Annotated in this window: 12 protein-coding genes; 7 read left to right on the plus strand and 5 right to left on the minus strand. The window is 56.8% G+C overall.

Annotated elements, in window-relative coordinates; genetic code table 11:
* Window positions 1–4: 4 nt before the first annotated feature.
* From atpG to glmS, 6 genes are all read left to right on the plus strand, one after another.
* Window positions 5–865, plus strand: coding sequence for a F0F1 ATP synthase subunit gamma (atpG, locus tag QRN36_RS03340; protein WP_093466507.1), 861 nt, complete (start codon window positions 5–7; stop codon window positions 863–865).
* A gap of 28 nt (window positions 866–893) precedes the next feature.
* Window positions 894–2,270 carry a F0F1 ATP synthase subunit beta gene (gene atpD / locus QRN36_RS03345; RefSeq protein ID WP_062386203.1) on the plus strand — a complete coding sequence of 459 codons (1,377 nt, stop codon included), beginning with the start codon at window positions 894–896 and terminating at the stop codon, window positions 2,268–2,270.
* A gap of 44 nt (window positions 2,271–2,314) precedes the next feature.
* Window positions 2,315–2,740, plus strand: coding sequence for a F0F1 ATP synthase subunit epsilon (locus QRN36_RS03350; protein WP_043192055.1), 426 nt, complete (start codon window positions 2,315–2,317; stop codon window positions 2,738–2,740).
* A 124-nt stretch (window positions 2,741–2,864) separates the two neighbouring features.
* Window positions 2,865–4,232 (plus strand): bifunctional UDP-N-acetylglucosamine diphosphorylase/glucosamine-1-phosphate N-acetyltransferase GlmU, encoded by a 1,368-nt coding sequence (gene glmU, locus QRN36_RS03355; RefSeq protein ID WP_285422802.1) that lies wholly within the window; start codon window positions 2,865–2,867, stop codon window positions 4,230–4,232.
* Between the two features lie 180 nt (window positions 4,233–4,412).
* Window positions 4,413–5,183 carry a DeoR family transcriptional regulator gene (locus tag QRN36_RS03360; RefSeq protein ID WP_285422942.1) on the plus strand — a complete coding sequence of 257 codons (771 nt, stop codon included), beginning with the start codon at window positions 4,413–4,415 and terminating at the stop codon, window positions 5,181–5,183.
* Window positions 5,184–5,192: 9 nt separating this feature from the next.
* Window positions 5,193–7,028 (plus strand): glutamine--fructose-6-phosphate transaminase (isomerizing), encoded by a 1,836-nt coding sequence (glmS, locus tag QRN36_RS03365; protein WP_285422803.1) that lies wholly within the window; start codon window positions 5,193–5,195, stop codon window positions 7,026–7,028.
* Window positions 7,029–7,163: 135 nt separating this feature from the next.
* Here glmS and QRN36_RS03370 read toward each other — a convergent pair whose 3' ends face one another.
* Window positions 7,164–7,418, minus strand: coding sequence for a DUF2790 domain-containing protein (locus QRN36_RS03370; protein ID WP_285422804.1), 255 nt, complete (start codon window positions 7,416–7,418; stop codon window positions 7,164–7,166).
* A 118-nt stretch (window positions 7,419–7,536) separates the two neighbouring features.
* Window positions 7,537–8,007: a cyanase gene (gene cynS / locus QRN36_RS03375; RefSeq protein WP_285422805.1), complete on the minus strand. Its 471-nt coding sequence runs from the start codon at window positions 8,005–8,007 to the stop codon at window positions 7,537–7,539.
* Window positions 8,008–8,117: 110 nt separating this feature from the next.
* On the opposite strand from cynS, the gene cynR reads away from it, so the two are divergent.
* On the plus strand, window positions 8,118–9,005 hold the full coding sequence (gene cynR, locus QRN36_RS03380) for a transcriptional regulator CynR (RefSeq protein ID WP_285422943.1): 888 nt from the start codon (window positions 8,118–8,120) through the stop codon (window positions 9,003–9,005).
* Between the two features lie 278 nt (window positions 9,006–9,283).
* Here cynR and QRN36_RS03385 read toward each other — a convergent pair whose 3' ends face one another.
* The 3 genes from QRN36_RS03385 to QRN36_RS03395 all read right to left on the minus strand — a co-directional run bounded on the left by QRN36_RS03385 (window position 9,284) and on the right by QRN36_RS03395 (window position 11,053).
* Window positions 9,284–9,760 carry a nuclear transport factor 2 family protein gene (locus QRN36_RS03385; RefSeq protein WP_285422806.1) on the minus strand — a complete coding sequence of 159 codons (477 nt, stop codon included), beginning with the start codon at window positions 9,758–9,760 and terminating at the stop codon, window positions 9,284–9,286.
* Window positions 9,761–9,956: 196 nt separating this feature from the next.
* Entirely contained in the window at window positions 9,957–10,433 is a 477-nt protein-coding gene (locus tag QRN36_RS03390) for a nuclear transport factor 2 family protein (protein WP_285422807.1), read from the minus strand.
* A gap of 53 nt (window positions 10,434–10,486) precedes the next feature.
* Entirely contained in the window at window positions 10,487–11,053 is a 567-nt protein-coding gene (locus QRN36_RS03395; protein ID WP_285422808.1) for a TetR/AcrR family transcriptional regulator, read from the minus strand.
* Window positions 11,054–11,113: the final 60 nt, after the last annotated feature.

Consider the following 11,113-nt stretch of genomic DNA (forward strand, 5'->3'; position numbering starts at 1 on the left):
TTACATGGCAGGCGCAAAAGAGATTCGCAGCAAGATTGCGAGCATCAAAAGCACGCAAAAGATCACCAGCGCCATGGAAAAAGTGGCGGTCAGCAAAATGCGCAAGGCTCAAATGCGCATGGCTGCTAGCCGTCCTTACGCGGAGCGCATCCGCCAGGTGATTGGTCATCTTGCCAACGCTAACCCGGAATACCGCCACCCGTTCATGATCGACCGCGAAGTAAAGCGTGCCGGTTATATCGTGGTGAGCAGTGACCGTGGTCTTTGCGGTGGCTTGAATACCAACCTGTTCAAGGCTTTGGTCAAGGACATGGCGAAGAACCGTGAAAACGGCGTAGAGATCGATCTGTGCGTGGTCGGCAGCAAAGGTGCGGCGTTTTTCCGCAACTTCGGCGGTAACGTCGTCGCTGCGATCAGCCACTTGGGCGAAGAGCCATCGATCAACGATTTGATCGGCAGCGTCAAGGTGATGCTGGATGCCTACCTGGAGGGCCGTATTGACCGCCTGTCCGTGGTATCCAACAAGTTCATCAACACCATGACTCAGCAGCCAACGGTCGAGCAGTTGATTCCGTTGGTCGCCACCCAGGATCAAGAACTCAAGCACCACTGGGATTACCTGTACGAACCCGACGCCAAAGAGCTGCTGGACGGCTTGATGGTCCGTTACGTGGAGTCGCAGGTCTATCAGGCGGTGGTCGAGAACAACGCGGCTGAACAAGCTGCGCGGATGATCGCAATGAAGAACGCCACTGACAACGCCGGTGACCTGATCAGCGATTTGCAGCTGATCTACAACAAGGCGCGTCAGGCAGCGATCACCCAAGAGATCTCGGAAATCGTCGGCGGCGCTGCCGCGGTTTAACGGTTCAAATATTCAGAGGATCCAGCTAATGAGTAGCGGACGTATCGTTCAAATCATCGGCGCCGTGATCGACGTGGAATTTCCACGCGACAGCGTACCGAGCATCTACAACGCGCTGAAAGTACAAGGCGCGGAAACTACCCTGGAAGTTCAGCAGCAGCTGGGCGACGGCGTAGTTCGTACCATTGCGATGGGTTCCACCGAAGGCTTGAAGCGCGGTCTGGACGTCATCGACAGCGGCGCAGCCATCTCCGTACCGGTCGGTAAAGCGACGCTGGGCCGGATCATGGACGTTCTGGGTAACCCGATTGACGAAGCCGGTCCGATCGACACCGAAGAGCGTTGGGGCATTCACCGTCCTGCGCCTTCGTTCGCTGACCAGGCAGGCGGTAACGACCTGCTGGAAACCGGCATCAAGGTTATCGACCTGGTTTGCCCGTTCGCCAAGGGCGGTAAAGTCGGTCTGTTCGGTGGTGCCGGTGTCGGCAAGACCGTAAACATGATGGAACTGATCCGTAACATCGCCATCGAGCACAGCGGTTATTCCGTGTTCGCCGGTGTGGGTGAGCGTACTCGTGAGGGTAACGACTTCTACCACGAGATGAAGGACTCCAACGTTCTGGACAAAGTGGCACTGGTATACGGCCAGATGAACGAGCCGCCGGGAAACCGTCTGCGCGTTGCTTTGACCGGTCTGACCATGGCCGAGAAATTCCGTGACGAAGGTAACGACGTTCTGCTGTTCGTCGACAACATCTACCGTTACACACTGGCCGGTACCGAAGTATCCGCACTGCTGGGCCGTATGCCTTCGGCAGTAGGTTACCAGCCGACTCTGGCTGAAGAGATGGGCGTGCTGCAAGAGCGCATCACTTCGACCAAGGAAGGTTCGATCACCTCGATCCAGGCGGTATACGTACCAGCGGACGACTTGACCGACCCGTCGCCAGCGACCACCTTCGCCCACCTGGACGCCACCGTCGTTCTGTCCCGTGACATCGCTTCCCTGGGTATCTACCCGGCGGTCGATCCACTGGACTCCACTTCGCGCCAGCTGGACCCGAACGTGATCGGCCAGGACCACTACGACACCGCTCGCGGCGTCCAGTACGTTCTGCAGCGTTACAAAGAGCTGAAAGACATCATCGCGATCCTGGGTATGGACGAGCTGTCGGAAACCGACAAGCAGTTGGTATCCCGCGCTCGTAAGATTCAGCGCTTCCTGTCGCAGCCGTTCTTCGTGGCTGAAGTCTTCACCGGTGCATCGGGTAAATACGTTTCCCTGAAAGACACCATTGCTGGCTTCAAAGGCATCCTCGCCGGTGAGTACGACCATCTGCCAGAACAAGCGTTCTACATGGTCGGCGGCATCGAAGAAGCGATCGAGAAAGCCAAGAAACTGTAATCCAGGCGCCCGGCAACGGGCGCTAATCAGGTTGAGGCAGGCAAATGGCTATGACAGTCCATTGCGATATCGTCAGCGCGGAAGGAGAGATTTTCTCCGGTCTGGTCGAGATGGTGATTGCACACGGTAACCTGGGTGATATCGGTATTGCTCCAGGTCACGCGCCGTTGATCACTGATCTGAAGCCGGGTCCGATCCGTCTGATCAAGCAGGGTGGAGAAGCCGAGGTGTTTTACATCTCCGGTGGTTTCCTTGAGGTTCAACCGAACATGGTCAAAGTGCTTGCCGATACCGTGCAACGCGCTGCTGACCTGGACGAAGCCTCTGCTCAGGAAGCCGTCAAGGCGGCCGAGAAAGCCCTGAATGAAAAGGGCGCAGATTTCGATTACGGATCTGCTGCTGCACGTCTGGCGGAAGCCGCAGCCCAGCTGCGCACCGTTCAGCAAATTCGCAAGAAGTTTGGCGGCTAAGGCCGGCAGCTTTCATGCGCGATTGAGTAAAAGGGTAGCCTCGGCTACCCTTTTTCTTTTTTCGGCTTTCTTCTGAATCACCAGCCCGGATACTGCCGCGGCTCGCCTGCCTGGAACCTTCTTAATGTCACTCGATATCGTCATTCTCGCGGCCGGTCAGGGCACTCGTATGCGCTCCGCTTTGCCCAAGGTTCTGCATCCCGTTGCTGGCAACAGCATGCTCGGCCATGTTATCCACAGCGCTCGCCAGCTTTCGCCTCAGGGTATTCACGTCGTCATCGGTCATGGCGCTGAACGAGTGCGCGAACAGCTGGCAGCCGAGGACCTGAATTTCGTACTCCAAGACAAACAGCTGGGCACTGGCCACGCCGTGGCTCAAGCGCTGCCGGTGTTGAGTGCGGACACTGTGCTGATTCTTTACGGCGACGTGCCGCTGATCGAAGTGGAAACCCTGCAGCGTTTGCTCACTCTGGTGAATGACCGGCAGCTGGGCCTGCTGACCGTCAGCCTCGATGACCCTACGGGCTATGGCCGGATCGTCCGTGATGAGCAAAACAATGTTTCGGCCATTGTGGAGCACAAGGACGCAACTGAGGCGCAGCGGACGATCAAGGAAGGCAACACCGGCATCCTGGCGGTGCCTGGCAAGCGCCTGGCCGATTGGCTCGGTCGTCTGTCGAACAACAATGCTCAGGGTGAGTACTACCTGACGGACGTCATCGCGATGGCCGTCAATGATGGTCTGAGGGTCGCGACAGCCCAGCCCCATGATGCGATGGAAGTGCAGGGCGCCAATGACCGCAAGCAGTTGGCCGAGCTCGAGCGTCATTATCAGCTGCGCGAGGCACGCCGTCTGATGGCGCTCGGGGTCACGCTGCGTGATCCGGCTCGCCTTGATGTACGCGGAGAAGTCACAGTCGGTCGAGACGTGATGATCGACGTGAACGTGATTCTCGAAGGTCGTGTGGTCATCGAGGACGACGTCTCCATTGGCCCGAACTGCGTGATCAAGGACTCGACGCTGCGCAAAGGCTCGATCATCAAGGCCAACAGTCATCTGGAAGGTGCTGTCGTTGGAGAAGCAGCCGATGCGGGCCCGTTTGCCCGACTGCGACCGGGCAGCGTTCTTGAAGCGCGAGCGCATGTGGGTAACTTCGTCGAACTCAAGAACGCTCACCTGGGCGAGGGAGCCAAGGCCGGGCATCTCACTTATCTGGGAGATGCAGTGATCGGAGCGCGAACCAACATTGGCGCCGGCACCATCACCTGCAACTATGACGGCGCTAACAAACACAAAACCGTGATGGGCGAGGACGTGTTCATCGGCTCCAACAATTCGCTGGTGGCGCCTGTGAATATCTCATCCGGCGCCAGCACGGCTGCGGGCTCGACCATCAATCAGGACATTGCGCCCGCGCAACTGGCCGTGGCCCGTGCTCGTCAACGCAACATCGACGGCTGGAAGCGGCCGGTAAAGATCAAGAAAGACTGACTTATCCACACGCGAATCTGGCCTGACCCCAGTTATGCACGTCAGGCCTATTCACCTCCCAGCCGGATCGTAAGTTATTCACAGCCGTCCGCTGAGTACAATCGCACCCTCGACACTTGACGAATACCTTTCGATAGGTTTCTATTGCCTTCGTTATCTTTCGAAACGAAACTTAAGCTCATCATGTCGAAACGCAATACTCCTCAACGTCGCCATAACATCCTCGCGCTGCTTAACGAGCAGGGCGAGGTCAGTGTGGATGAATTGGCCAAGCGTTTTGAAACCTCCGAAGTTACGGTTCGAAAGGATCTGGCTGCACTGGAAAGTAATGGCCTGCTACTCAGGCGTTACGGCGGCGCGGTGCCCATGCCTCAAGAACTGATCGGCGAGCCTGGCCAGCCCGTTTCTCGTCATAAGCAAGCCATCGCCCGAGCCGCTGTTGCCCGAATCCGCGAACATGCTCGAATCATTATCGACAGTGGCAGCACGACCGCCGCAATGATTCCAGAACTGGGGATGCAGCCGGGCCTGGTGGTGATGACCAACTCTTTGCACGTCGCAAATGCGTTGGGCGAGCTGGAGCATGAGCCGGTGTTGCTGATGACGGGAGGCACCTGGGACCCGCATTCGGAGTCGTTCCAGGGGCAAGTTGCCGAGCAGGTGTTGCGTTCCTACGATTTCGATCAGTTGTTCATCGGCGCCGATGGAATCGATCTGGCGCGTGGCACCACCACCTTCAACGAGCTCCTGGGTCTTAGCCGCGTGATGGCTGAGGTCGCCCGCGAAGTGATCGTGATGGTCGAAGCCGACAAAGTCGGCCGCAAAATTCCCAATCTGGAGCTGCCCTGGAGCAGCGTCCATACCCTAATTACCGATGATCGCCTGCCTCAGGAGGCGCGCGACCAAATTCAGGCTCGCGGCGTGACGTTGATCTGCGCCGCTGTTTCCTAGGAGAAGACCATGTGTGGAATTGTTGGCGCCGTCGCTGAACGTAATGTCACTGCCATCCTGCTCGAAGGCCTCAAGCGCCTGGAGTACCGCGGCTACGATAGCGCCGGTGTGGCGCTCTTCAGCAACGCCGGTGTGCTCGAGCGCCGTCGTCGTGTGGGCAAGGTCAACGAGTTGGAACAGTCGCTGGCGGGCGAACCGCTGGGCGGCCGTCTTGGCATCGCGCATACCCGCTGGGCCACTCACGGCGCGCCGGTTGAACACAACGCTCACCCGCATTTTTCCAGCGGCGAGCTGGCTGTCGTCCACAACGGCATCATTGAAAACCACGAGCCACTTCGTGAGCGCTTGAAGGCATTGGGCTATCTGTTCACTTCCGACACCGACACCGAAGTCATCGTGCATCTGCTGCACCATAAGCTGCAGGACACGCCTGATCTGACTGCCGCGCTGAAGGCGACGGTCAAGGAACTGCATGGTGCTTATGGCCTGGCGGTGATCAGCGCCAAGCAACCGGATCGTCTGGTTGCAGCGCGCAGCGGCAGCCCGCTGGTGGTGGGCCTGGGGCTGGGCGAAAACTTCCTGGCATCGGATCAGTTGGCGTTGCGTCAGGTCACTGACCGCTTCATGTACTTGGAGGAGGGCGACATTGCCGAGATCCGCCGCGACAGCGTGCAGATCTGGACCGTTGCAGGCCTGTCCGTCGAGCGTGAAGTCGTGCAATACCGCGAAGGCGCCGAGGCCGCCGACAAGGGCGAGTTCCGCCACTTCATGCTCAAGGAAATCCACGAGCAGCCAAAAGTCGTACAGCGCACGCTGGAAGGACGTCTGGGTCAGCAGCAGGTGCTGGTCCAGGCGTTCGGTCCGCAGGCGGCGGAACTGTTCGCCAAAGTGCGCAACGTGCAAATCGTTGCCTGCGGCACCAGTTACCACGCCGGGATGGTCGCGCGGTACTGGCTGGAAGGGCTGGCGGGCATCCCGTGCCAGGTCGAAGTCGCCAGCGAGTTCCGCTATCGCAAAGTCGTGGTTCAGCCAGACACGCTGTTCGTATCGATCTCACAGTCGGGTGAAACCGCCGACACGCTGGCAGCGCTGCGCAACGCCAAAGACTTGGGTTTCCTGGCCAGCCTCGCAATCTGCAACGTCAGCATCAGCTCGCTGGTTCGTGAGTCCGACCTGACACTGCTGACTCAGGCCGGACCGGAAATCGGTGTCGCGTCAACCAAAGCCTTCACCACCCAATTGGTTGCGCTGATGCTGTTGACGCTGTCGCTGGGTCAGGTCAAAGGTACGCTGGCTGCCGGCGTAGAGGCGGAACTGGTCGAGGAGCTGCGTCGCCTGCCGACGCGTCTGGGCGAAGCGCTGGCGATGGACAGCACTGTGGAAAAAGTGGCCGAGCTGTTCGCAGAGAAAAACCACACCTTGTTCCTGGGTCGCGGCGCGCAGTTCCCCGTAGCGATGGAAGGGGCGCTGAAGCTCAAAGAGATTTCCTACATTCATGCCGAAGCCTATCCCGCCGGCGAGCTGAAACACGGCCCATTGGCATTGGTGGACAGCGACATGCCGGTGGTGACGGTTGCCCCGAATAACGAACTGCTGGAGAAGCTTAAATCCAACCTGCAGGAAGTCCGCGCCCGTGGCGGCGAACTCATCGTGTTCGCCGATGAACAAGCAGGCATGAGCAACGGCGAAGGCACCCACGTGATCTCGATGCCGCACATCCTCGATGCCCTGACACCGATCCTGTACACCATCCCGCTGCAGCTGCTGTCGTACTACGTCGCCGTGCTTAAAGGCACGGATGTGGACCAGCCTCGCAATCTGGCGAAGTCGGTGACGGTGGAGTGAGTTATCCACAGTGAGGGATTGAATGATTTTCGAGAATTAAAGCTGTCGCAGAAGCCGATGAGAGTCACCCACCTTAAGGCTATGCACCGACCCTGATGTCAGCCGCTGGACATCAGGCAATCTGTCGGTGCTGGATTAGTTCGTGCAGCCATTCCCTAGTACTTGATATTCCATGATGTGCCAGTTGCCTTTGGAATCGTCGTACGTCAGCTGGACGGGCACTACCTTGCAGACATTGGGCACCTGAGTGACTGCCACAACGTGCGCGATATCCAGATTCTGGGAATAGCTGTACTTCTCAACGCTGACATTCGCGGTCTGTGTGGAGGCTTCGCCGGCGACAGCCAGGGAGGCAAGGCCACTGAGGAGTAGAAAAAGTAACGGTTTCATATCAATTCACCTGTATTGAGGGCGTAGAGAGGCCCGACCACGACAGGCGCGGCCAAGCGAAAAAAGCGGTCTGGGGAAGCCCAGCCGCCGTTAAGCGCTGGGCCGATTCACATCACGATCAGAAAGGCTTGGTAGGCAGGTACTTGCCATCCAAGGTGATCACGGCGCGGTGGCCACCGTCCGGATCTTCGACTTTCTTGATGTCCAGCTTGAAGTTGATGGCGCTGATGATGCCGTCGCCGAACTTCTCGTGAACCAGAGCTTTGAGGGTGGTGCCATACACCGACATCATTTCGTAGAAGCGGTAGATGGTCGGGTCGCTCGGGATGCCTTCGAAAAAGCTGCCGCGGATGGGCATCGATTGCAGCAGGGCGACTTCATCAGCATCGAGGTCGAGCTTCTTGCCTACAACTTTCGCAGCATCGACAGGCAGCGGGTGCTGGCCCAGCAGAGCAGCGGTGACGAACGCTTCGGACAGGCCGGTGCCTTCAACGATCTGTGCGAAGGAGAGGTCCTTGCGGGCTTTGGCCCGAATGATGGTTTCGGTCAGTTCCTGGCGAGCGGTGCGGGTAGCTTGAGTCTGGATCATGATGATGTTCCTGGTTGGCTTGGGTGTGGAACAAAGATTAAGCAACGCATGGCATAAGGTAAAAGTCTCATTTATTATGAGGTGCATCAGATTACCTTATGGGTGAAAGCATGCTGGCTCGACACATCCAATATTTCCTCGCGGTTGCGGAGCACCTCAGCTTCACCAAGGCCGCAGCGGCGCTACACGTATCTCAGCCAGCCCTTTCTCAGCAGGTGAAGCAGTTGGAAGAAAGCCTTGGAGCCCAATTGTTCGACCGCTCAGGCCGCACCACGCGTCTTACTGACGCGGGAGACGTTTATCTGTTGTACGCGCGCCGCGCGTATCAGGAGCTGCGGGAAGCGAAAAGCGCAATTCATGACGTGAGCGACCTAACTCGCGGCTCTCTACGAGTAGCTGTGACGCCGACGTTCACGACCTATCTAATTGGGCCGGTGATCGAGGCATTTCACTCCCGGTACCCAAAAATCACTCTCAACCTGAGAGAGCTCTCCCAGGAACGTATCGAAGAGCTGCTTTTGGCTGGAGAGTTGGACATCGGGATCGCGTTCGATGAAATAAACACACCCGACATTGATGCCATCCCGTTGCTGAAAGAAACCATGGCTTTAGTGGTCAGTCGTAAACATCGCCTGGCCGACAAGAAATTCATTGGGCTGCAGGGCTTGAGTGCCGAATCTCTGGTTCTGCTCAGTGAAGAGTTTGCCACTCGCGAACAGATCGACCGTTACTGCCGCAGACATGTGATTCGCCCCAAGGTGCAGATGGAAGCAAACGCGCTTGGAGCAGTGATCGAAATCGTTCGCCGGACGAGTCTGGCGACCTTATTGCCGGCCAAGATCACCCTGGCTCATGACGATCTAGTAGCGATCGCACTGGAGCCGAAGCGCTTGGAGCGAACTGCGGCCCTTTTGCGGCGCAAAGACGCCTTTCAGAGCGCAGCAGTGCGAGTTTTCATTGAGCTGGCTAAGGAAGTATCCGCCGAACTAGATGAGTGAGGTTGTGCGCGACAGCATCTGTTGCGTTCACGAACGATATCGCTCAGTACGAGCCATCTGGTAATTGTGTGGGCTAGGTGTATTGCCACTGAGCTTGATGCGCGGCGTGGCGCTCATTTGGGTGGTGGGAACAGAGAGCGTGCGGAAGACTTGGCACGATTGCCATGGCAACGCAACGAGGAGACTGGATAGAGCCATTAAAACGGATTGCGATAATGGGATTCTGCAACGCAAGAAACCTGATCCTCTCGGCGTAAAAGGATCAGGTTCAGGACCATTTACAGACCCAGATCACTCAGACTCGGGTGATCATCAGGGCGGCGACCCAGTGGCCAGAAGAACTTACGTTCACTTTCCTTGATCGGCATGTCGTTGATGCAGGCGAAGCGGCGGTGCATCAGACCATCAGCCTCAAACTCCCAGTTTTCGTTGCCGTAGGAACGGAACCAGTTGCCCGAATCGTCGTGCCATTCGTAGGCGTAACGAACGGCGATACGGTTGTCGGTAAAGGCCCAGAGCTCTTTGATCAGACGGTAGTCCAGCTCTTTCTTCCACTTGCGAGTCAGGAAGCCTTGGGCTTCTTCGCGGTTGGTTGCGAACTCGGCGCGGTTACGCCACTGGGTATCCAGCGTGTAGGCCAGTGCAATTTTTTCAGGATTTCGGGTGTTCCAGCCATCTTCAGCGAGGCGGACTTTTTCAATCGCCGATGCACGAGTGAAGGGAGGAAGTGGCGGACGAGGTTGTTCGTTAGACATGGCGGTGCCTCCAGAATAAGTGGATATATCAATAGAGTTAGCATTCATTAAACTAGGCCAGATTAGTTAGACCCAGTTGGAGCGATGTTTCAGAACTTAAATCGATGGCTGGATGAGCGCAGCCGACTACTACATCAGTGGTAGAAGTTGTCTTCCCACCCTGACGGTCTATCAGAAATTAGAGCAACTTTAGCGATTAGAGACCCAGATCACTCAGGCTTGGGTGATCGTCCGGACGGCGACCCAGTGGCCAGAAGAACTTACGTTCGCTTTCCTTGATCGGCATGTCGTTGATGCAGGCGAAGCGGCGTTGCATCAGACCATCAGCCTCGAACTCCCAGTTTTCATTGCCATAGGAGCGGAACCAGTTGCCCGAATCATCGTGCCATTCGTAGGCATAGCGGACGGCGATGCGGTTGTCGGTGAAGGCCCAGAGCTCTTTGATCAGACGGTAGTCCAGCTCCTTCTTCCACTTGCGAGTCAAGAAGCCTTGGGCTTCTTCGCGGTTGGTTGCGAACTCGGCGCGGTTACGCCACTGGGTATCCAGCGTGTAGGCCAGTGCAATCTTTTCAGGATTGCGGGTGTTCCAGCCATCTTCAGCGAGGCGGACTTTTTCAATCGCTGACTCGCGAGTGAAAGGAGGAAGTGGCGGACGCGGTTGTTCGTAAGACATGGTGGTGCCTCCAATCTTTTGGATGATTCATTCAAGTTAGTGTTTCTAAAACTTCAGGCGCTTGGGCGCTGTACTTCTTTAAGCAAAACTGTGGCAGCTTCTTTTGCGCTATCAAGGGCTGTGTAGTCGCCCATGACGCGGGCCACGGTTATCGTGCCCTCTATCAGTACAAAAAACTGTTTAGCCAAAGACTTCGGATCTTCGATATCTAACTGGCCGGTCAGCTCTAGCGTATAATCGAGCAACTTCTGTTTGTGCAGCTTCGCGATATGACGAATTGGATCGTCTACGTCGCCAACCTCTCCGGCTGTGTTAATAAACGCACACCCCCGGAAACCATCTGACTCAAACCAGCTCTTGAGTACAGCAAAAACGCTGATAATTCGCTCTTGTGGAGTTTCAGCCTTTTCGCATTCACTTCTAAACCACTGCATCCAGCGTACATCTCGTGCATTTAATGCCGCTGCTGCTATGTCGTCTTTGTTCGCAAAGTAGCGATAAATGCTTTTGCGTGCTACGCCGGAGGTCTTTACCAAAAGATCCATGCCAGTAGCGTGGATACCATTTTCATAAATCAGCTTCTCGGCAGTAGCCAGAATCTTTTCACGTGTATCGGTCATTTGCTTCTCCATGGACTCAGAGTAGAACGATCGTTCTCCCTGGTCAAGCATCTGTGGAAA

Origin of the sequence: Pseudomonas sp. efr-133-TYG-103a, from assembly GCF_030209235.1 — a bacterium.
Taxonomy (GTDB): Bacteria; Pseudomonadota; Gammaproteobacteria; order Pseudomonadales; family Pseudomonadaceae; genus Aquipseudomonas.

Bases quoted from the DNA above. Each gene is read 5' to 3' on its own strand.
- atpG (WP_093466507.1), top strand. From the start codon at position 5: ATGGCAGGCGCAAAAGAGATTCGCAGCAAGATTGCGAGCATCAAAAGC.
- atpD (WP_062386203.1), top strand. From the start codon at position 894: ATGAGTAGCGGACGTATCGTTCAAATCATCGGCGCCGTGATCGACGTG.
- QRN36_RS03350 (WP_043192055.1), top strand. From the start codon at position 2,315: ATGGCTATGACAGTCCATTGCGATATCGTCAGCGCGGAAGGAGAGATT.
- glmU (WP_285422802.1), top strand. From the start codon at position 2,865: ATGTCACTCGATATCGTCATTCTCGCGGCCGGTCAGGGCACTCGTATG.
- glmS (WP_285422803.1), top strand. From the start codon at position 5,193: ATGTGTGGAATTGTTGGCGCCGTCGCTGAACGTAATGTCACTGCCATC.
- QRN36_RS03370 (WP_285422804.1), bottom strand. From the start codon at position 7,418: ATGAAACCGTTACTTTTTCTACTCCTCAGTGGCCTTGCCTCCCTGGCT.
- cynS (WP_285422805.1), bottom strand. From the start codon at position 8,007: ATGATCCAGACTCAAGCTACCCGCACCGCTCGCCAGGAACTGACCGAA.
- cynR (WP_285422943.1), top strand. From the start codon at position 8,118: ATGCTGGCTCGACACATCCAATATTTCCTCGCGGTTGCGGAGCACCTC.
- QRN36_RS03385 (WP_285422806.1), bottom strand. From the start codon at position 9,760: ATGTCTAACGAACAACCTCGTCCGCCACTTCCTCCCTTCACTCGTGCA.
- QRN36_RS03390 (WP_285422807.1), bottom strand. From the start codon at position 10,433: ATGTCTTACGAACAACCGCGTCCGCCACTTCCTCCTTTCACTCGCGAG.
- QRN36_RS03395 (WP_285422808.1), bottom strand. From the start codon at position 11,053: ATGACCGATACACGTGAAAAGATTCTGGCTACTGCCGAGAAGCTGATT.